The organism is Streptomyces tagetis, from assembly GCF_018069565.1.
Lineage (GTDB): Bacteria > Actinomycetota > Actinomycetes > Streptomycetales > Streptomycetaceae > Streptomyces > Streptomyces tagetis.
On record NZ_JAGPNL010000007.1, the window covers coordinates 358,941 to 378,054 of the forward strand.

At 73.4% G+C, this 19,114-nt stretch carries 14 protein-coding genes and 1 pseudogene; 5 read left to right on the plus strand and 10 right to left on the minus strand.

The window, feature by feature from the left end:
* Positions 1–106: 106 nt before the first annotated feature.
* Positions 107–673: an acyl-CoA thioesterase gene (locus J5Y05_RS24220; RefSeq protein WP_210875172.1), complete on the minus strand. Its 567-nt coding sequence runs from the start codon at positions 671–673 to the stop codon at positions 107–109.
* A gap of 119 nt (positions 674–792) precedes the next feature.
* On the opposite strand from J5Y05_RS24220, the gene J5Y05_RS24225 reads away from it, so the two are divergent.
* A complete protein-coding gene (locus J5Y05_RS24225) occupies positions 793–2,046 on the plus strand; it encodes an LCP family protein (RefSeq protein ID WP_210875173.1) in 1,254 nt (417 codons plus the stop codon).
* 68 nt (positions 2,047–2,114) lie between these two features.
* On the opposite strand, the gene J5Y05_RS24230 is transcribed toward J5Y05_RS24225, so the two are convergent.
* A complete protein-coding gene (locus J5Y05_RS24230; RefSeq protein WP_443742829.1) occupies positions 2,115–3,623 on the minus strand; it encodes an LCP family protein in 1,509 nt (502 codons plus the stop codon).
* Positions 3,624–3,760: 137 nt separating this feature from the next.
* Between J5Y05_RS24230 and J5Y05_RS24235 the strand changes: the two genes are divergently transcribed.
* Entirely contained in the window at positions 3,761–4,804 is a 1,044-nt protein-coding gene (locus tag J5Y05_RS24235; RefSeq protein WP_210875175.1) for a glycosyltransferase family 2 protein, read from the plus strand.
* Positions 4,805–4,922: 118 nt separating this feature from the next.
* Here the strand turns inward: J5Y05_RS24235 and J5Y05_RS24240 are convergent, their stop codons facing one another.
* The 4 genes from J5Y05_RS24240 to J5Y05_RS24255 all read right to left on the minus strand — a co-directional run bounded on the left by J5Y05_RS24240 (position 4,923) and on the right by J5Y05_RS24255 (position 12,053).
* Positions 4,923–6,572 (minus strand): LCP family protein, encoded by a 1,650-nt coding sequence (locus J5Y05_RS24240; RefSeq protein ID WP_210875176.1) that lies wholly within the window; start codon positions 6,570–6,572, stop codon positions 4,923–4,925.
* Positions 6,573–6,650: 78 nt separating this feature from the next.
* The gene (locus J5Y05_RS24245; RefSeq protein ID WP_210875177.1) at positions 6,651–8,471 is read right to left on the minus strand and encodes an LCP family protein; all 1,821 of its coding nucleotides are present in this window, start codon (positions 8,469–8,471) and stop codon (positions 6,651–6,653) included.
* 230 nt (positions 8,472–8,701) lie between these two features.
* Complete coding sequence (locus J5Y05_RS24250; RefSeq protein ID WP_210875178.1) at positions 8,702–10,477, minus strand: LCP family protein; 1,776 nt, start codon at positions 10,475–10,477, stop codon at positions 8,702–8,704.
* Between the two features lie 814 nt (positions 10,478–11,291).
* Positions 11,292–12,053, minus strand: a complete 762-nt coding sequence (locus tag J5Y05_RS24255) for a TIGR03089 family protein (protein WP_210875179.1) — start codon at positions 12,051–12,053, stop codon at positions 11,292–11,294.
* Positions 12,054–12,181: 128 nt separating this feature from the next.
* Between J5Y05_RS24255 and J5Y05_RS24260 the strand changes: the two genes are divergently transcribed.
* Positions 12,182–13,612 carry a peptidoglycan recognition protein family protein gene (locus J5Y05_RS24260; RefSeq protein WP_210875180.1) on the plus strand — a complete coding sequence of 477 codons (1,431 nt, stop codon included), beginning with the start codon at positions 12,182–12,184 and terminating at the stop codon, positions 13,610–13,612.
* A gap of 99 nt (positions 13,613–13,711) precedes the next feature.
* Positions 13,712–13,897, plus strand: a pseudogene (locus tag J5Y05_RS32675) (hypothetical protein); the annotation flags it as partial.
* Between the two features lie 58 nt (positions 13,898–13,955).
* On the opposite strand, the gene J5Y05_RS24265 reads toward J5Y05_RS32675, so the two are convergent.
* From J5Y05_RS24265 to J5Y05_RS24280, 4 genes are all read right to left on the minus strand, one after another.
* Positions 13,956–14,969 carry a DNA-3-methyladenine glycosylase family protein gene (locus J5Y05_RS24265; RefSeq protein ID WP_210875181.1) on the minus strand — a complete coding sequence of 338 codons (1,014 nt, stop codon included), beginning with the start codon at positions 14,967–14,969 and terminating at the stop codon, positions 13,956–13,958.
* An 83-nt stretch (positions 14,970–15,052) separates the two neighbouring features.
* Positions 15,053–16,363: a coenzyme F420-0:L-glutamate ligase gene (locus J5Y05_RS24270; RefSeq protein ID WP_210875182.1), complete on the minus strand. Its 1,311-nt coding sequence runs from the start codon at positions 16,361–16,363 to the stop codon at positions 15,053–15,055.
* Positions 16,360–17,319 carry a 2-phospho-L-lactate transferase gene (gene cofD, locus J5Y05_RS24275; RefSeq protein ID WP_210875183.1) on the minus strand — a complete coding sequence of 320 codons (960 nt, stop codon included), beginning with the start codon at positions 17,317–17,319 and terminating at the stop codon, positions 16,360–16,362. Before cofD ends, J5Y05_RS24270 begins: the two co-directional genes overlap by 4 nt.
* Before the next feature lie 99 nt (positions 17,320–17,418).
* On the minus strand, positions 17,419–17,940 hold the full coding sequence (locus J5Y05_RS24280) for a cysteine dioxygenase (protein ID WP_210875184.1): 522 nt from the start codon (positions 17,938–17,940) through the stop codon (positions 17,419–17,421).
* Between the two features lie 771 nt (positions 17,941–18,711).
* On the opposite strand from J5Y05_RS24280, the gene J5Y05_RS24285 reads away from it, so the two are divergent.
* On the plus strand, positions 18,712–18,975 hold the full coding sequence (locus tag J5Y05_RS24285; protein ID WP_003975777.1) for a WhiB family transcriptional regulator: 264 nt from the start codon (positions 18,712–18,714) through the stop codon (positions 18,973–18,975).
* The last annotated feature ends 139 nt before the right edge of the window (positions 18,976–19,114 follow it).

Genomic DNA, 19,114 nt, shown 5'->3' on the forward strand with positions numbered 1-19,114 from the left:
CCTCACGCCGGAACGAGTCGAAGAGGTCGCCGAGGGTCTTGGACGATCTACGAAGGCGCCGGCCCTCGGCAGGACCTGCCGGGGGCCGGTCGCGGCCCCCGGAGGGTCAGTCCTCGTAGCCCTCCGCGGCGCGGGTGCGGCGGAGGTCCATGATGGCGCGGCGGCGGGCCAGGCGGTGGGTGCGGCGGATCTGGGCCTCCTGGTAGCGGCGCCGGTCGCGGTCGGTCTCGGGGAGGACCGGGGGGACCGAGCGGGGCTTGCCGTCGGCGTCGACCGCGGCGAAGACCAGGTAGGCCGAGCCGACCTGGGTGGCCGGGGCGGACTCGTTCCAGCGTTCGGCGAGGACCCGGACGCCGACCTCCATGGAGGTGCGGCCGGTCCAGTTGACCTGGGCCTTCACATGGACGAGGTCGCCGACGCGGACCGGTTCGAGGAAGGCCATCTCGTCCATGGACGCGGTGACGGCGGGGCCGCCGGAGTGCCGTCCGGCGACGGCGCCGGCCGCGTCGTCGACGAGCTTCATGATCACGCCGCCGTGCACCGTCCCCAGGAGGTTGGTGTCGTTGTGCGTCATGATGTGGCTGAGGGTGGTACGGGAGGCCGAGGTCGGCTTGCCCGGGATCTCCGGAACCGCCGCATGCTCGGCCGAGGCCGGGTCTGCCTGGTCTGTCATGGCCTCCACCTTATGCCGGTCCGGCACCGCGGACGGTTTGTGTCAGCTTGGCAACAGCGGAGCCCCGGAACCCCACCGCCCCTGTCAGCGGCCCGGCCGGGGACTGCACACTGTTCCGCATGAGCGAATGGCCCGAGGGATGGTCCGGTGACCGCGGCAGCCGTCAGGGACGCGGCGGCGCGAGCCCGCGGCCCGAGAACGCCCGCGTGATGCGACAGGCCCGCCGCGGCCAGGGGGCCCCGCCACAGGGCGCCGGGGTGCCGCGCCAGCCGTCGTACGTCGACGGCGCGGGCCACGGCGGCCGGGGCGGCTACGACAGCGGCTACAACACCGGCCAGGTCTACGGCGGCCCCGGCGGCCCCCACGGGCCCGCGCCCGGCGGCGGACGCCCCGCCCCCGACTGGCGCCGCCGGATCAAGTGGACGGCGATCACGGTGGTGACCGTGCTGGTCGTCACGACGGTGGGCACCTACTTCTGGGCCGACTCCAAGCTCAACCGCGAGGTCGACCTCTCCAAGGTCATCGAGCGGCCCGAGGAGGGCAAGGGCACCAACTACCTGATCGTCGGCTCCGACAGCCGCGAGGGCATGACCGCCGAGCAGAAGAAGAACCTGCACACCGGCTCCGCCGAGGGCAAGCGCACCGACTCGATGATGATCCTGCACACCGGCGGCAACGGGTCGACGCTGGTCTCGCTGCCCCGCGACTCCAACGTGGAGATCCCGAGCTTCGTCGGCTCCGACTCCGGCAAGACCTACCCGGGCACCGGCCGGCACGTGAAGCTGAACGCCGCCTACGCCGAGGACGGGCCCGAACTGCTCGTGCGGACCGTCGAGTTCAACACCGGCCTGCGGATCGACCACTACGTCGAGATCGGCTTCGCCGGCTTCGCCAACATCGTGGACGCGGTCGGCGGCGTGGAGCTGGACATCCCGCAGGACATCAAGGACACGAAGTCCGGCGCCGACCTGAAGAAGGGCAAGCAGACCCTCGACGGACAGGAGGCGCTGGCCTTCGTCCGTACCCGCTACGCGCTGGCCGGCTCGGACCTGGACCGTACGAAGAACCAGCAGAAGTTCCTGTCCGCGCTGGCGAGCCAGGTGGCCACGCCCTCCACGGTGCTCAACCCCTTCCGGCTCTACCCGACCATGGGCGCCGGCCTCGACTCCCTCATCGTCGACAAGGACATGAGCCTGTTCGACCTGGCCGGGATGTTCTGGGCGATGAAGGGCGTCAGCGGCGGCGACGGCACCTCGCTGAACATGCCGATCGCGGGCAGCGTCGGCGGCAACCTCACCTGGGACTCCGCCAAGGTGAAGACGCTGGTCAGCCAGTTGAGGAACGACGAGAAGGTCACCGTCACCGGCAACTGAGACACACCCCCGCGCCCGGTCGGGGCGCCCCGCCCCGCCGGCCCACGGCCGCCGCGCGCCCCCGTCCGTCACCCCTTGCCGCAGACCACCTCGTCGCCGCGCACCACCGTGCCGGACTCCTGCGGCGGCTCGGCCGGCCGCACCTTGCGGACCTCCTCGAAGTCCGCGCCCGCGATCACCTTGAGCGTGGCGCCCTGGCCCTTGACCGGCCGCAGCTCACTGCCGGGCAGGGCGGCGGCCAGGGACGTCGCGGAGCGGTCCCAGCGGGGGTCGTAGAGGATCACGGTCCGCTCCGCCGTGCGGTCCGCGGCGTTGACCGGCGTCCGCGTGGTGGCGAACCCGGTCGCGGCCAGGGCGTCGTCCACGCGCTTGCCGAGCCCGGAGGTCCCGGTGCCGTTCTCGACCTGGACGCGGATCTGCCGCGGGTCCACCGGGACCGGCGCCGCCGAGGGGGCCGGCGCCTTGCGGTGCGGGGCCAGCGGCTTGTCCTCGCGCAGCGCCTTGAAGATCCGCTCCGACGCGGCGGGGTCCCACTTCAGGGTCGACCCGACGCCCTCGACGGCGTACCCCATCTTCCCGATCGGCACGGTGGTGAACTCGGAGGAGGACGGCGAGAAGTTCCGCATCGCCCGCCCCAGGGCGAGCAGTTCGTCGGTGCCGAAGCCGCGGTCGGCCCGCACCGAGCCCAGCACGGCCTGCGTGATCTCCCGGAACTTCAGCGGGTTGAGCAGGATGCCGGAGGAGGTGGCCCGGTCGACCAGGGCCGCCAGGAAACGCTGCTGGCGCGTCATCCGGCTCAGGTCGGACGCCCCGTCGAGGTGCCGGGAGCGGACGTACTGGAGCGCCTGCCCGCCCCCCAGCCGGTGGGTGCCGGCGGCCAGGTCGAGGCCGGTGTAGCTGTCCTTGAGCGGCTGGGCGGTGCAGATCTCCACCCCGCCGAGGACGTCCACGGTCTTCATGAAGCTGGTGAAGTCGACCTCCAGGTAGTGGTCGATCCGCACCCGCGTCATGTGCTCGACGGTCCGGATGGTGAGCTGCGGACCGCCCTCGGCGTAGGCCGCGTTGAGCTTGATCGGGTGCCCGGAGTGCCGCTCGCCGGTGGTGTCGTCGGTGTGCGCCGGCGTCTCGGCGTACGAGTCGCGCGGCAGGCTGACCACGCTGGCCCGCTCCCGGTCCTCCGAGATGTGCACCAGCATGATCGTGTCGGTGCAGTGGCAGGGGGCGCCGCCCAGCCGGTACGCGCGCCGCTCCTCCTCGGTGATCTTGTCGCGGCCGTCGGTGCCGACCAGCAGCAGGTTGGTGCCGTGGCCGCCGCGCGGCCGGTTCTTCATGTCCTTGAAGGCGTCCACCCGGGCGATGTCCGCGTCCAGCCCCGAGAGCACCGCGTGGCCGATGCCCGCGGAGGCGAGCAGCACCACCGACAGCGCGGTCGCCGCCCGCATGGCCCAGCGCGGGCGCTTGCGCCGTACGGCGGTACCGGCCGGCCGGCGCGACGGGCCGGAACGGCCCCGGCGGGGCGGGGAGCCGCCCGGTGGGGGCGATGCCGGAACCCTGGGGGAGCGGGGCGGCGTGGGCAAAGGAGCACCTCCGCGAGGTCGGGACGCTGGTCCGGACGTGGGACGTGGAAAACCGTAGGCCCATACGATCTGCTGCCCGGTGCCGTGGCCCCCGCGGCGCGCACCCGTGTCCCCCGTTCGCGGTAACGTGAGCACCGATGAACGCCAAGTCCGATGTGCGGCTGCCCGCCGTTTCCGTGATCATGCCCGTCCTCGACGAGGAGCGGCATCTGCGCGGTTCCGTCCGCGCCATCCTCGCCCAGGAGTACGCAGGCGAGATGGAGGTCGTGATCGCCCTCGGTCCCTCCACGGACCGTACGGACGAGATCGCCGCCGAGCTGGTCCGCGAGGACCCGCGCGTGCACACCGTGCCCAACCCCACCGGCCGTACGCCCGCCGCGCTGAACGCCGCCATCAAGGCGTCCCGCCACCCGGTCGTCGTCCGCGTCGACGGTCACGGCATGCTCTCGCCGAACTACATCGCCACCGCCGTACGGCTCCTGGAGGAGACCGGCGCGCAGAACGTGGGCGGCATCATGCACGCCGAGGGCGAGAACGCGTGGGAGGACGCCGTCGCCGCCGCGATGACGTCCAGGATCGGCGTGGGCAACGCGGCCTTCCACACCGGCGGACAGGCCGGGCCGGCCGAGACCGTCTACCTCGGCGTCTTCCGCCGCGAGGCCCTGGAGCGCCTGGGCGGGTACAACGAGGAGTTCATCCGCGCCCAGGACTGGGAGCTGAACTTCCGCATCCGCGAGTCCGGCGGCCTGATCTGGTTCTCGCCCGAGCTGAAGGTCTCCTACCGGCCCCGCCCCTCGGTACGCGCCCTCGCCAAGCAGTACAAGAACTACGGCCGTTGGCGGCACGTCGTCGCCCGCTACCACGCCGGCTCCATCAACCTGCGCTACCTCGCCCCGCCGACCGCGGTGTGCGCCATCGCCGCCGGCCTCGTGGCGGGCGCCGTGCTCACCCCGTGGGGCTTCGTCGTGCCCGGCGGCTACCTCGCCGCGATAGTCCTCGGCTCGCTCCCGGCCGGCAAGGGGCTGCCCCTGAAGGCGCGGGCGCGGATACCGGTGGCGCTGGCGACCATGCACATGTCCTGGGGCTGGGGCTTCCTGACCAGCCCCCGGTCGCTGGCGCGCAAGGTGATCGCGAGCCGGCGCCCGGCGGCGCGGCCGGACGCCGACGCCCGGACCCGCTGACGCACGGCGGGTCCCGGTACCCGGCCCCGCCTCCGCGCGGGGCAAGCCGCCCGGCCCCTGCTCGGGGCAAGCCGTCCGGCCCCCGGACCCGCCCCCGCGCGGGTCCGGCAACGCCCCGTCACTCCCAGGTGAAGGCGGGGTTCACCCGCATGCAGGCGCTCTCGTCGGCGCCGTTGAGGGCCTCGGCCGACTCCGGCGTCGTGTCGTCCTCGGGCGGCGCCTCGTACGAGGTCCCCTCGCGCCAGTCCGCGCCGACGACGAGCGTGACGCCGGACACGTCGGTCGAGCGCAGGACGGCGCTCTCCGGGATGCCGAGGACCTCGGCGACCCGCCGGGCGTCGCCCTCCAGTTCGGCGCTCGGGTAGCGCACGACGGTCCGCTCCTCGCCGGGCAGCGGGGAGGAGTCGGCCAGGGCCCGGCCGAAGCCCTTCCCCACCAGCAGCGCGGCGACGGTGCCCGCGCGTCCGCCGACCGCGGCGCGCTCCTCGGTACGGGTGCCGTTGCGGACCTGCACGGAGATCCGGTCGTCGGCGGCGGGCGGGTCCTCGGAGGGCGTCTCCTCGGGGGCGGCGCCCTGCTCCTTCGGCGTGTCCTTGCCGTCCAGCGCGATGTCCTCGCGCACCAGCCGGAAGAGCTGCGTCGCGTCCTGGGTCGGCTCCACGCGGGCGCCCACGTACCGGTTGGGCATCGTGGTCATGGTGATGCGCTCGGGCTCCACCTTGCGCATCTCGTTGCTCAGGTCGTACAGCTTCTTCACGGTGTCCAGGCCCGGGTCGACGGTGAGGGCGTCGGTGGCCTGCTCGGCCAGCCTGCGCAGTTTGCCGGGGCTGCTCAGGGTGGCGTTCTCGCGCAGCTCGCGGACCATCGAGTTGAGGTACATGTGCTGCGCCTTGGCGCGCGCCAGGTCGCTGCCGTCCTCGAAGCCGTAGCGGGTGCGCAGCCACTGGAGGGCCTGTTCGCCGCGGACCGGGTGGGTGCCCTTCTCCAGCTTCAGGCCGGAGCCGTGTCCTTTGGCGTCGCGGGAGTGGATGTTGGCGTCCACGCAGACCGGGACGCCGCCGACGGCGTCGGCCATGGAGACCACTCCGGCGAAGTCGACCATCACGAAGTGGTCGATGTGGATGCCGGTCAGCTCCTGCCAGGTGGCGACGGTGCAGCCGGGGCCGCCGTGGCCGAGGCTCTGGTTGGTCATCACCCGGCCCTGGCTCGCCGGGTAGACGGTGCCGTCCTCCGGGTCGGTGCACCTGGGTATCCGCACCAGGGTGTCGCGCGGCATGCTGATCACCGACATGTTGCTGCGGTCCGCCGACACGTGCACCAGCATCTGCACGTCCGCCAGCGGCGTGGAGCCGAACGTCTCGCGGGCGCCGCCCAGTTGCTGGTTCTCCTCGGTGTCACGGGCGTCCGAGCCGATGACGAGGATGTTCAGCGGGGTCTGGCCGGCCGCGTTCGGCGTCGGCTCGGCGAGCCTCTTGTCGCCCAGGTTGAGCGTGTCCTTCTTGATGTTGCCGTTGAGGTGCTCGTAGTAGAGGTAACCGGCGCCGGCCGCGCCGGCTATGAGCACCGCGAGGGTGAGCGCGGTCCAGCGCAGCGCGCGCCGGCCGCGGCGCGGCCGTCTGCCGGCCTCGTTCCCGCCTCCGCCTCCCCCTGTGCCGTCGGCGCCGTCACCGCCGTCACCGGGGCCGTCGGTCTCCTGAGCGACCTCGTCCTCGGGAGCCTCGGACACGCCCTGCCGGGCGTCCCGCTCCCGCACACTGCTCTGCGTCACTTACGCGTCCTTCCCCAACCCCGAACCACGGTGCGGGCCCACCGCACGTCAAGTCAGACGCACGAGGGGCCCACAGGGTTACTTCGCGCACTCGGCCTTGTCGGCGGTGGACTTCTCCAACTGCGGCGTCTTCACCGAGGCCGCGTCGAGCTTGACCCCGGCGCCCTTGAAGTCCTTGCCGAGGGTGAGCGTCATCGTGGGCAGGCCCTGGGAGTTGGTGACGCTCTCGCCCGGCTTCATCGCCGAGCCGGACAGTCCGAGGAGAGCGGCGAGGGCGCGCGCCTGGTCGGCCTGGTCGGGGGCGTATTCGAGGGTGGTCTTCGCCAGGTCCTTCGGCGCGTTGCCGGCGTTCTCGGACTTGGTGACGCCGGCCTCGGTCTGGAGCCAGGCCAGTTCCTTCTGCGCGCTGCCGGTGGCGGCCCCGCCGTTGAGGACGCGGACGCGGATCTCGGAGGGGGCGGACTTGGCGCCCTCCAGCCGGGCGGCGACCGCGGCGGCCTCCTTCTTCTCCTGCTGCTTGACCTCGGTGAACGAGATGTCGCTGATGATCATGTCGAAGACCTGGGCGGCCTCCGGCTTCATCACGACCGTCGCCTTGACCTTCTCCTCCGGGTTGTCGTCCACCGGCACCGTGGCGAAGGTGATGTTCTTCGTCGGCACCTTCTTCAGCTCCAGGGCGACGTCCTTGAGCGTGCCGACGTCGCCGATCGCCGCGTCGACGGTGAGCGCGCCGGTCGCCGCCTCGGCCAGCTTCACCAGCTTGGTGGGGCTGGTGAGGGTGTCGCCGGAGGACATCTTCCGCATCAGCGAGCCGAGGAACTGCTGCTGCACCTTGATGCGGTCGAGGTCGCCCTCGTTGCCGAAGGCGTGCCGGGTGCGGACGAAGGCGAGGGCGTCCTCGCCCGCGACCGTGGACGTGCCGGCGGGCAGCTTGAGCCGGGACCTCTTGTCGTCCACGGCCTTCTCCACGCAGACCTCCACGCCGCCGACGGCCGTGGTCAGCGTCTTGACCGCGTTGAAGTCGGCCATCATGAAGTGGTCGACGGAGATGCCGGTCGTCTCTTTGACGGTACGCATGGCGCAGCCGGCGTCCCGCCCGCTCTCGCCGAGGCTCCGGTTGAAGCGGACGCTCGTCTCGCCGGGGATGATCTGGGTCGAACCGTCGTCCTGCTTCGTCGGGCAGTCCGGGATGTCGACGATCATGTCGCGGGGGATGCTCAGCGCGGTCGCGTTGGAGCGGTCCTTGGCGACGTGCAGCAGGATGTTGGTGTCGGCGTGGCCGACGCTGCCGGCGTCGCCGTACCCCTCGTTCCCCTCACCGGTGCGCTTGTCGGTGCCGATGATGAGGATGTTGAACGCCTCGTCCTTGCTGAAGTTGCTGCTGCCGGCGCTGCCGACGTCCGTCGTCGAGACGTTGCCCTCGAGATGCTTGAGGTAGAGGTAGCCGCCGACACCGGCCGCGAGGACGACGAAGGCCGTGGTGCCGCCGGTCCACATGAGGATCTTTCCGCCCCGCCGCTTCTTCGCCGGCCGACGGCCGCGCCGGCCGGGGGCCGGCTCCTCGGGCGCGGAGCGGCGCCGCCGCTGCGGGGGCACCTCCCGGCCGGGCGAGGCGGTACGGGAGCGGCTCGCGCGGGTGGGCGGCGCGGGGTCGTCGGCGTCGGCGGACGGGTCCGGGGCGGACCGGTCCGCGGCGGACGGCCCGGGGGCCCGAGCGGAGCCGGTGGTGTGCGGGGCGGGCCCGCGCGGAGGAGGGACGTCCGTGCGCGGTGCGGAGCCGGCGGCCGGTCGCGGAGCGGATGTGGGCAGTCGCAATTCGTATTCGCCCGTACGCGGATTGAGTACCCACTGGTCTGCGGGGTCGATGTTCTCCGCCCGCCCACGTCCTTGCGCGTCCACGGTCTCCCAATCCTCCGTCGGGGCCACGCGGCGCCTTCCCGGAAGGCGCACGGTAAAGGGGTCAGCAAGTGCACGCGGCCAGGGCGGAGCACGCGGCGCGGGCACTGGAGCGCTCACACTATCCGCCAAGTTCAGCGCCGAACGACACAGGTGACAAATTCGACGATCCTACAACAGGGCAATTTGGCTCATATTCCTGAGCATCTCCGCCCGGTCGGTGTCCAGTCAGGTCACTTCGCGCATGCCACCTTGTCCGCCGTCGACTTCTGGAGCCCTTCGGGAGCCTTCCCGGCGGGTGCGTCGAGCTTGACTCCGGCGCCCTTGAAGTCCTTGCCGAGGGTGAGCGTCATCGTGGGCAGGCCCTGGGAGTTGACGACGCTCTCGCCCGGTTTCATGGCCGAGCCGGACAGGCCGAGGAGAGCGGCGAGGGCGCGGGCCTGGTCGGCCTGGTCGGGGTCGTACTCCAGGGTGGTCTTCGCCACGTCCCTCGGGGCGTCGCCGGCGTTCTCCGACCTCGTGACGTCGGCCTCGTTCTGGAGGTAGAGCAGCTCCTTCTGCGCGCTGCCGTCGGGGGCGCCGCCGTTGAGGATGCGGACCCGGACCTCGGACGCCGGCGACTTGGGGCCCTTCAGCCGGGCCGCCGCCGCGTCGGCCTGCTCCTTCTTCTCCTCCTTCCTGACCTCGGTGAAGGAGACGTCGTCGCGGATCATCTGGAAGACCTGCGGCGCGCTGCCCTCGTCGAGGACGACAGACGACTTGACCTTCTCCCCGGGGTTGTCGACCACCGGCACGGTGGTGAAGGTGAGGTTCTTGATGTCGAGCCGGCCCAGTTCCAGGCCGAGGTCCTTCAGCCTGCCGATGTCGTCGAGCTGGGCGTCGACGGTCAGCGCCTGGGTGCCCGCCTCGGCCAGCTTCAGCATCTTCGCGGGACTGGTGAGGGTGTCGTTGGACTTCAGCTTGCGCATCAGCGCGCTGAGGAACTGCTGCTGGATCTCGATCCGGCTCAGATCGCCGCCGAACCCCACCGAGTGCCGGGTCCGCACGAAGGCCAGCGCCTCCTCGCCCTGGATCGTGTGCGTGCCCGCGGAGAGCTTCAGGTGGGAGTCGCGGTCGTCGATGTCCTTGCCGAGGCAGACCTCGACCCCGCCGACCGCGGAGGTCAGCGTCTTGACCGCGTTGAAGTCGGCGACCATGAAGTTGTCCGGCGTCACCCCCGTCAGCTCCGTGACGGTGCGCATGGTGCAGCTCGGCGTGCGGCCGTCCTGGCCGAGGCTGGTGTTGAACCGGGCGTCGGGGGAACCGGGGATGATCTGGGTCGAGCCGTCGTCCTGGGTGGTCGGGCAGTCGGGGATGTCGACGATCAGGTCGCGCGGGATGCTCAGCGCGGTCGCGTTGGAGCGGTCCTTGGCGACGTGCAGCAGGATCGTGGTGTCGGCGTGCCCGACGCTGCCCGCGTCGCCGTACCCCTCGTTGCCGCTGCCGGTGCGCTTGTCGGTGCCGATCAGCAGGATGTTGACCGGCTGGTCCTTGCGGAAGCCGCCGGTGCTCGCGCCGTCGTCCGGCAGCGAGGAGATGTTGCCGTTGAGGTGCCGGAGATAGAGGTAGCCGGCCGAGCCGGTGGCGAGGACGACGAAGGCGAGGACCCCGCCGGTCCACAGCAGCGCCTTGCGGCCCCGGGACTTCTTCCGCCCCGTGTGCCGGCGCCCGCGCCGTCCGGGCGGCGGTTCCTCGGGGGCCTTGCGCCGCCTGCGCTGCGCCGGGACGCGCTCCGGCGGGACGCGTTCGGGGGCCGGTGCGCCGGTCTCGGGCGCGGGGGCCCGTACGGCGCCGGCGGTGCGGTCGCGGGGCGGGCGGGGCCGGGCGGGGGCGCCGCCCCGGGGGCCCGGCGGGCCCGGTGGCGGTGCGGAGGCGGGCAGTCGCAGTTCGTATTCCCCGGTGGCCGGGTTGAGTACCCACTGGTCTGCGGGGTCGATGTTCTCCGCCCGCCCACGTCCTTGCGCGTCCACGGTTTCCGCATCCTCCGTCGGGGCCACGCGGCGCCTTCCCCCAAGGCGCACGGTCTCGCTCGCTCCCGCCGTGCGGGACCCGCCCCTCGGGGCGGGCTCTTCGGGCGGGCACACCGGATCGCTCACCGGATCGCTCAGATTAACTGCCCGATTCGGCGCCGGAGGTCGGCAGTGACGTATTCCACGGCTCCGACAACCGGCCGATCCACCCCATCTTTCGGGTAAAGGCCGCGGTGTCCGGCTCTTCTTGGCGGGCTTTTGGAGGGCGCTTTACCCAGGGCGGTTCCCCGGAGGCGTCCAGGCGGCGGCCCGCCCGGTGATTCCGGTACGGCGTCAGGGGCCGGCCGTGGTGCCCGGAGTGCCGGAATTCCCCGGGGGAACGGTCCCCCGGATGCCGATTCGTCCCGGTGCGGAAGGGGGCGGCGACTTCTTCGCCGGGATTCCGCCAGAGGCCCCGAGGAGTGTCATGATCGGTGAACTCCCTTGCGCGCCAAGGGAATTGCGCGTGTTCCGTGGGGATGTCGCGCAGATCGCGTAAGAGTGCGGACGGAACGCGCAAAGGGGCGGGGCGCGGGCCGCGCGGAAGCCGGGGAGGGGGCGGGGTTTCCTGAATGCCGGTCAATGGCCTGGAATACAAAGGGCTTTGTCGATAAGGGCCGTCATGCCGAGGCGCGCGGCCCGGCGGGGGTCCCGGCCCGGCGCACCGGCCCCCGCGCCCCGGCGATGCGTACCAGGCCCCCCGCGCCCCGGCGATGCGCACCCGGGCCCCGCGCCCCTGGCGACGCGCACCGGCCCCCGCGCCCCCGGCGGTACGTCACCGTGCCGTCGCCGACACCCTCTCCGTCTCGATCCGCTGGTCCAGCGTCTCCTGCCCGGCCCGCTCCAGATGACGGCAGAGGACCACCGAGCCCCCGGTCGCCAGCGGCCCGTACAGCCCGGCGTTCAGCCCCTCCCAGGTGTCGTACGGCAGCCCCGACAGGATGCGCGTGCCCGGCCCGGTCAGGCCCACCTCGGACGCCTCCGCCCGTGCCCGCTCCACCACCTCGGCGCCGCTGAACTCCCGTCCGGCCACGATCAGCGCGGGCTCGTCCGGGTCCACCGGCGCGTACGGAGCGAAGCGGTCGCCCTGCCCCGGCACCTCCACCGCGTAGTCGGCGAAACCCTCCGGCACCTGGGGGAAACGGCCCCCGAGCGGGCGCAGCGCCAGCGCGATCCGCGCGCCCCGGCAGGCCCGTGCCGCCTCCAGCGACTCCGGGTCCGGCCCGCTGACCACCACGTCGGCGGCGGCCGGCTCGCCCGCCATGTCGGCGACCACGCCCACCGAGGCGCACGCCAGCAGCCACACCGCCGTCTGCCAGTGCGCGGGCAGCAGCAGCGCGACCCGGTCGCCGGGTTCGACGGAGAGTTCGTCCTGAAGGAGGTTGGCGGTCTTCGCCACCCAATTGGCGAAGGTGGCCACGGAAAGTTCGACGCGTTCGCCGGTGGCGTCGTCGTAGAAGGTCACCAGGGGGCGTCCCGGGTCCGCGGCGAGCGCGGAACTCAGCAGGTCGGCAGGGGTGCGGTCGGTCGCGTTCACCTGGGCAAGCGTACGCGGCGCCGCCGCCGGGCACCGAGTGGCCGGGCCACCCCGGCGGGCGGCGGCACCCTACGGGCCGTCAGATCCCGAATGGACAGATTTATCCGACTATGTTCAGGATCAGGGGCATGCGTGGATTCCTTGCTTCCTCGATCGGCGTCACCTGCGCGACCGCACTCGCCCTGCCGGCCGCCGCGCTCCCCGCGACGGCCTCCCCGGCGACCCCCGCGAGCCCGACGCCCCCCGGCACCGGACGAACGACGGCGACGGCGCCCACCGCGGTGGCCGTGCCCGGCGCCACCCGGTCACTGCCCCTCCGCTCCCTCGCCCGCGACCGCGCCCCGAGCGCCCCCGGCACCGCCCAACTGGGCGTGCCCCGCCAGTCCGTACGCCCCTTCTCCCTGGTCGGCGTCGTCTGGGACGACCCGGGCGCCCCGCTGCACGGCCAGGTCCAGGTCCGCACCCGCGCGGCCGGCACCGGCACCTGGTCGCACTGGCGGGACCTGGAGACCCACCAGGACGACCACGCCCCCGACCCCGCCACCGCCGAGAGCGCCCGGGGCGGGGTGCGGGGGGCCACCGCCCCGCTGTGGGTGGGCGACGCGGACGGCGTCGAGCTGCGCGTCCGCGCGGAAGACGGCCCCGGCGACCCGCACACCCGGGGGCCCGCCCGCCCGCTCCCCTCCGGACTCCGCCTCGAACTCGTTGACCCCGGAGGCGACTTGCCCGCGCCCGCGCCCTCCGGCCGGGCCGGCGCCCCCGCGACCCCCGCGACCCCCACGGCCCCCACAGGCCCCACGACCCCCGCCGCGCCCGCCACCGAACTCCCCGCCACCGAACTTCCCGCCCTCGACCGGGCCGCCACCGAACGCGAGGCCCTGGACCAGGCCGCCGCCACCGAAGGCCAACTCGCGGGCGGCACCGGCGTGCCGGCGGGGCAGCGGGCCAAGCGGCACATCGGACCGCGCCCCGCCATCGTCACGCGCCACGGCTGGGGCGCGGACGAGAAACTGCGTGAGCAGTCCTTCGTCCACACCAAGGAGGTCCGCGCCGCCTTCGTGCACCACACCGCCACCGGCAACGACTACCGCTGCGCACAGGCGCCTTCGGTGATCCGCGGGATCTACCGCTACCACGTGCGCAGCCTCGGCTGGCGCGACGTCGGCTACAACTTCTTCGTCGACAAGTGCGGAAAGATCTACGAGGGCCGCGCGGGCGGCGTCGCCGAACCCGTCCTCGGCGCCCACACCATGGGCTTCAACGCGAACAGCACGGGCATCGCCGTCCTCGGCACCTTCGGCTCCCACCGGCCACCGTCCGCCGCCGTGACGGCCGTCGCCCGGCTCACCGCGTGGAAGCTCGGCCTCCAGGGCGTCGACCCCCGTGGCACGACCTCCCTGAAGTCCGCCGGCGGCAACCTCCACCGCAAGGGCAGGACGGTCCGGCTCAACACCATCTCCGGCCACCGGGACGGCTTCTCCACGAGCTGCCCCGGCGCCGAGCTGTACGCGAAGCTCGGCACCGCCCGCTCCGCCGCGGCCTCCTACCAGGGGCGCTGAGCACCGTCGAGGACGGCACCGCCACGGGGGCCGCGCACCACGCGGCTCCCGCCGGCGCCGGGGAACGGTCTGCCCGCACTGGCCGGCGGGAAGAAAGTCCGGCCGGACTCCGGTCCCGACGAGCCGGTACTCGTCTTCAACGGCGACGTCCTGACGGGCCCGGACATCCGCGCGCTGATGCGCACGCACGCCTTCCCCGGACCGCCGGGAGACGGGACGCACCCGCACGGCACGGCCGACTCGGCCCACTGGCTGGACCTCGGCACCCCGGCGGGCTCGGTGCGCTTCCCGTCCGGCGGGTGATCCGGCGCGTGACGGGGACGTAGCGGCCGGGGTGACCGTGTCAGAGGCGTTCGATGCGGCGCGGTGCCATCCTCGGGGCCCGGCGCGGCGGCACCTGTCCGCTGAGCAGCACCAGCCGCGCGGCCCGGTGCCGCTGACCGGCGTACGGCTCCAGCAGCCGCAGCATCTCCGCGTCGTCGGCGGACCGGTCACCGGCCAGCGCGTACCCGACGATCCCCGGCAGGTGCAGATCGCCCACCGTGACCGCGTCCGGCGCCCCGTGGCTGCGCTGCACCGTCTCCGCCGAGGTCCAGGGGCCGATGCCGGGCACCACCTCCAGCCGTCGCCGGGCCTCCTCGGGCTCCATCCCGGCCGTCTCCTCCATCCGGGCGGCGAGCCGCACGGCCCGCAGCACGGTGGAGGCCCGCTTGTCGTCGACACCGGCGCGGTGCCACTCCCACGACGGGATCAGCGCCCAGGTCCGCGGCGCCGGCATGACGGCCATCCGCTCGGGCGCGGGCCCCGGCGCGGGCTCCCCGAACCGGAGCACGAGCAGCCGCCACGCCCGGTACGCCTCCAGGGTGGTGACCTTCTGCTCCAGGACCGAGGGGATCAGCGACTCCAGCACCAGCCCGGTCCGCGTCAGCCGCAGTCCGGGCCGCCGGCGCGCGGTGAGCGCCAGCAGCCGGTGCCGGGGCACGAACGCGCGGGGGTCGTCGTCGGCGCCGAGCAGCGCGGGCAGCCGCTCCAGCAGCCATCCGGCGCCCGGCCCCCACGCCTGGCCGCGCACCTCGCCGCCGTGCACGGAGATCCGCAGGGTGCCCGGACCGGCCGGGGTCCGGCTGGCCCGCCACACCGACCCGTCGGGCAGCGACCGGAAGGTCGGATCGCCGGGGCCGCGCCGCAGCGGGCCGAGGACCAGCCCCGGTTCCAGCGGCCCGTCCGGCACCCACACGCGGACCGCCCCGGGCGCCGGTGCCTGGCGCGGCACGCGTCCGCGCGGGGGTACGGCGGCGGACCCGCCGGGCGACACGGGGGTCGCGCGCGGGGGCCGGGGGGCGAAGCGTCCTGCCACGAAGGGGGTCCTGGGGCTGGGGAGCGGGGGTCCCTACGAGAGTAGGGGGTCGCCGGGGCGGCCCGGCGACCCCGTCGTCGTGTTCAGCGCACGGTGATGAAGGCGTCCGGGTCCCGCTCCGGCCGCTCCCTCGGCTCCTCGGCCGGGTGGCCGACCGCGACCGCGCCCATCGGGTCCCAGTCGCCGGGCAGGTCCAGCACCTCCCGGACGACGTCCCGGCAGAACATCGTCGAGGACACCCAGGCCGAGCCGAGCCGCTCCCCGGCGAGGGCCACCAGCAGGTTCTGCACGCCGGCGCCGGTGGCGACGACGAACATCTCCCGTTCGGCCCCGTCGCGCCGCGCGTCCCCGTAGGTGTGCGAGCCGTCCATGACCAGGCAGGGGACGACGAGGTAGGGGGCGTTGCGCAGGACGTCCCCGCGCCGCACCCGCCTGGCGATGGACTCCTCGCTCCGGCCGTCGCGGCGCAGGTCCGCGATCCAGGCGTCCCGCATGGCGTCCAGCAGCCGCAGCCGGGAGACGGCCGACTCCAGCAGCACGAACCGCCACGGCGTGGTGTGGTGCGGGGCGGGCGCGGTGACCGCCGCGGCCACCGCCCGGCGCACGGCGCCCGGATCGACCGGCTCGTCGGTGAAGGCCCGTACGGTACGGCGCTGGGTGACCGCCTGCCGGACCGCCTCGGAGGTGCCGAGGCGGAACATGTCGTCGCGGGCGCCGCGCACCATGGCCCGCGTCCCCTCGCCGTCGTCCTCGGCGACCACGTGCGGCAGTCCGCGCACCACGGCGACGGGCAGTCCGGCGGACTTGCCCTTGACCAGGTCGCCGGCGGCGGCGAGTTCGTCGGCGGTGGCGACGACGGTGGCGCTGAGCGGGTGGCCGTGCGCGTCGGTGCCGCCGCGCAGGTCGTCGAGGACGCGGACCCCGGCGGCGCCGATCGCCACGTCGGTCAGCCCGGAGCGCCAGGGCCGCCCGAAGGTGTCGGTGACGAGGACGCCGACGTCCACGCCGAGGAGGTCGCGCAGCCCCTCGCGGATCGCCCGCGCGGAGGCGTCGGGGTCCTCGGGGAGCAGCAGCACCGTCCCGGCGGGGGTGTTGGAGGCGTCGACCCCGGCCGCGGCCATGATCAGGCCCTGCCGGTTCTCGACGATGCGCAGCGCGCCGCGCCGGGCCACCACCCGGACCGTCTCCGCGTCGATCGCGGCCTCCCGGTCGGCGGCCTCGATCACGCGGCCCTCGGCCTTGGACACGATCTTGGAGGTGACGAGGAGCACGTCCCCGTCGGCGAGGCCGGGATCGGCGGCCACGATCAGCTTGGCCAGGTCGTCGCCCGGCTGGATCTCGGGGAGCCCGGGGACGGCCCAGACCCGGAACCCGTCGGCGGGGGGCGTGCTCATGCGGGCCGCACCTCCCGCGCCAGGGTCAGCGCCTCCTCGGCCATCCGGGCCGCGGCGTCCGTGTCCGTCATCAGCAGCGGCACCGCCCGGCAGCGGATGCCGGCCGCCTCGACCCGGTCGACGACGCCCGCGTCGACGGTGTCGACCAGCCAGCCGTCGAGCAGCCCCGATCCGTAGTGCTCGGCGACGGCCGCCGCCGTGGACTCCACGCCGACCGCCGCGAGGACCTTGTCGGCCATCCCGCGCACGGGCGCGTCCCCGACGATCGGGGAGAGGCCCACCACGGGCACCCCGGCGTCGGCGATCGCCTCCCGGATGCCGGGCACGGCGAGGATGGTGCCGATGGAGACGACCGGGTTGGAGGGCGGGAAGAGGATGACGTCCGCCTCGGCGAGGGCCTCCAGGACGCCGGGCGCGGGCTTCGCCTGCTCGGCGCCGACCGGCACGATGGCCTCGGCGGGGACCGAGGCCCGCAGCCGTACCCAGTACTCCTGGAAGTGGACCGCCTTGCGCTCGCCGTCCACCTCGACGGCCACGTGCGTCTCCACCCGGTCGTCGGTCATGGGGATGAGCCGTACGCCGGGCTGCCAGCGGTCGCACAGCGCCTGGGTCACGGCGCTGAGCGGATAGCCGGCGCCGGTCATCTGCGTCCGCACGATGTGGGTGGCGAAGTCCCGGTCGCCCAGACCGAACCACTCCGGTCCCACGCCGTACGCCGCGAGTTCCTCCTTGAGGTGGAAGGTCTCGTCGGAACGCCCCCAGCCCTGCTCCTCGTTGATGCCGCCGCCGAGCGTGTACATCACCGTGTCGAGGTCCGGGCAGACCTTCAGCCCGAAGAGGTGGATGTCGTCCCCGGTGTTGCCGATGACCGTGATGTCCGCGTCCGGCGCCGCCCTCTTCAGGCCGCGCAGGAAACGGGCACCGCCGATGCCGCCTGCCAGAACCACAATGCGCATGGGGTCAGTCTTGCAGGCGGCGACGACAACGTGTCGGCCAGCCGTCGACGCGCCGACGTTCCACACGACGCCGGGCGGTCCCGGCCGGTCGTCCGCGCGTCAGCCGGCCGGCACCGCGCCCGCGCCCGCGTCGCGCGGTGCGGCGGCGGCCGAGCACTGCGGGGAGTGCATCGGCATCCGGGTCAGCCCCGGGTGGTAGACGTGCAGGCTGACCGCGCCGTCGAGGGAGTCGTTGACCACGTCGTGCGCGTACCCCGGGGCGAACACCCGCTGCGCGCCGGCGTCCAGCACGCGCGTGCCGCGCGGGGTGCGCTCGGTGAGCGTGCCCTCCAGGACGGTCAGGATGCCGCTGGAGTCGCCGTGGTCGTGCAGGCCGCTGCCCTGGCCGGGCACCCAGGAGAGCAGCCACACCTCGTAGCCGGGGCCGGTGCGCAGCCGGTGGTACCAGCGGGTGGTGGCGTCGTAGCGGACGAGGGGCGCCCACTGGGACCGGTCGGCGGCCAGCGAGCGGGCCAGCCCGGCGAACTCGGCGACGGTGGCCGGGTGCTCGCGCGGGGGCTGGAGGAGGTGGGGGACTTCGAGGATGTCGCCGGCGATCTGGAGGTCGCTGTCGCTGTTCATGGGTGGGGTGGGTTCCTCGGCGAAAGAGGGCGGAAGCCGGGCGGAGAAGCGGCGGAGGAGCGTGGCGAGCGAGGAGCAGGCCGAGAGCGCGCGCCCGGGTGTGCGGGCGGGGCGGAGGGGAGAGCCGGTCGCGTGGACCGGATCACCGGATGCGGGTCGGCCGGAGCGGGTGGCTCAACGGCCGCGGCGCGCGGGACACGCGCGACACGCGGTACAGAAGGAACAGCGACAGCTACGACGAGCGCGGACAGCACCGTGGGACCCGGCGAGGCGGGTCGAGGCGTGTGCCAAGTTCGCGAGCATGCCCACTAGGACAGCGGCTCACACCCACAGTGTCAACTTGCCGACCGATATGTGGGATATGTTTCACCTCATCCGGTTCATCTCTCCGATGAAAGGTTTGCTCAGAGGGGTTGCGGGACACATGGCGCATCAAGCCGGGCGCACGCCCTCCGTTGCGATCCCGTGATCTCGCTGTGATCAGGCTCGCTTCGGACCGTGTGTCGGAACGAGAACGAATGCCGGCGCGTCTTCCCCTGTGGAACACCAAGGGGCCGGAGGTCGCCGGCGGCGCCTGTGGGGATGTCAAGGTTTATGGCGATTTGAACACTTTCCGCACGGCCTTGGTTCCGCAGAGTGAATAAGGGGCCCAATAGCAGATCTCGGCTTGACTCGCCCGGAGCAGCACACTTGTAATTTCACTCGTGTCGTTCAGCCGGAATCGGTAACGGCCACATCACGGGGACGCGAAGAGACAGACGAGGGGCGCACATGACCGAGCTGGTGCAGCAACTGCTGGTCGACGACGCGGACGAGGAACTCGGCTGGCAGGAGCGCGCGCTGTGCGCCCAGACCGACCCCGAGTCCTTCTTCCCCGAGAAGGGCGGTTCCACCCGGGAGGCGAAGAAGGTCTGCCTCGCCTGCGAAGTCCGCTCCGAGTGCCTCGAATACGCCCTCGCCAACGACGAACGCTTCGGCATCTGGGGCGGACTGTCCGAGCGGGAACGCCGCCGGCTGAAGAAGGCCGCGGTCTGACCCGGACCCGGACCGCGCACCCCGGCACCGGCATGAACGGCGCGCGCGGACCGCACCACCTCCCCCTCGGCACGCGGGCGGGAACGGCCCGTCGCGGGTGGCTTGTCCACAGGCGGCGGGCCGTCGTCATGCCCAGCCG

Excerpts from the sequence above, each read along its gene's own strand:
- J5Y05_RS24220 (WP_210875172.1), bottom strand. The coding sequence starts at position 673 with ATGACAGACCAGGCAGACCCGGCCTCGGCCGAGCATGCGGCGGTTCCG.
- J5Y05_RS24225 (WP_210875173.1), top strand. The coding sequence starts at position 793 with ATGAGCGAATGGCCCGAGGGATGGTCCGGTGACCGCGGCAGCCGTCAG.
- J5Y05_RS24235 (WP_210875175.1), top strand. The coding sequence starts at position 3,761 with ATGAACGCCAAGTCCGATGTGCGGCTGCCCGCCGTTTCCGTGATCATG.
- J5Y05_RS24260 (WP_210875180.1), top strand. The coding sequence starts at position 12,182 with ATGCGTGGATTCCTTGCTTCCTCGATCGGCGTCACCTGCGCGACCGCA.
- J5Y05_RS24270 (WP_210875182.1), bottom strand. The coding sequence starts at position 16,363 with ATGAGCACGCCCCCCGCCGACGGGTTCCGGGTCTGGGCCGTCCCCGGG.
- cofD (WP_210875183.1), bottom strand. The coding sequence starts at position 17,319 with ATGCGCATTGTGGTTCTGGCAGGCGGCATCGGCGGTGCCCGTTTCCTG.
- J5Y05_RS24280 (WP_210875184.1), bottom strand. The coding sequence starts at position 17,940 with ATGAACAGCGACAGCGACCTCCAGATCGCCGGCGACATCCTCGAAGTC.
- J5Y05_RS24285 (WP_003975777.1), top strand. The coding sequence starts at position 18,712 with ATGACCGAGCTGGTGCAGCAACTGCTGGTCGACGACGCGGACGAGGAA.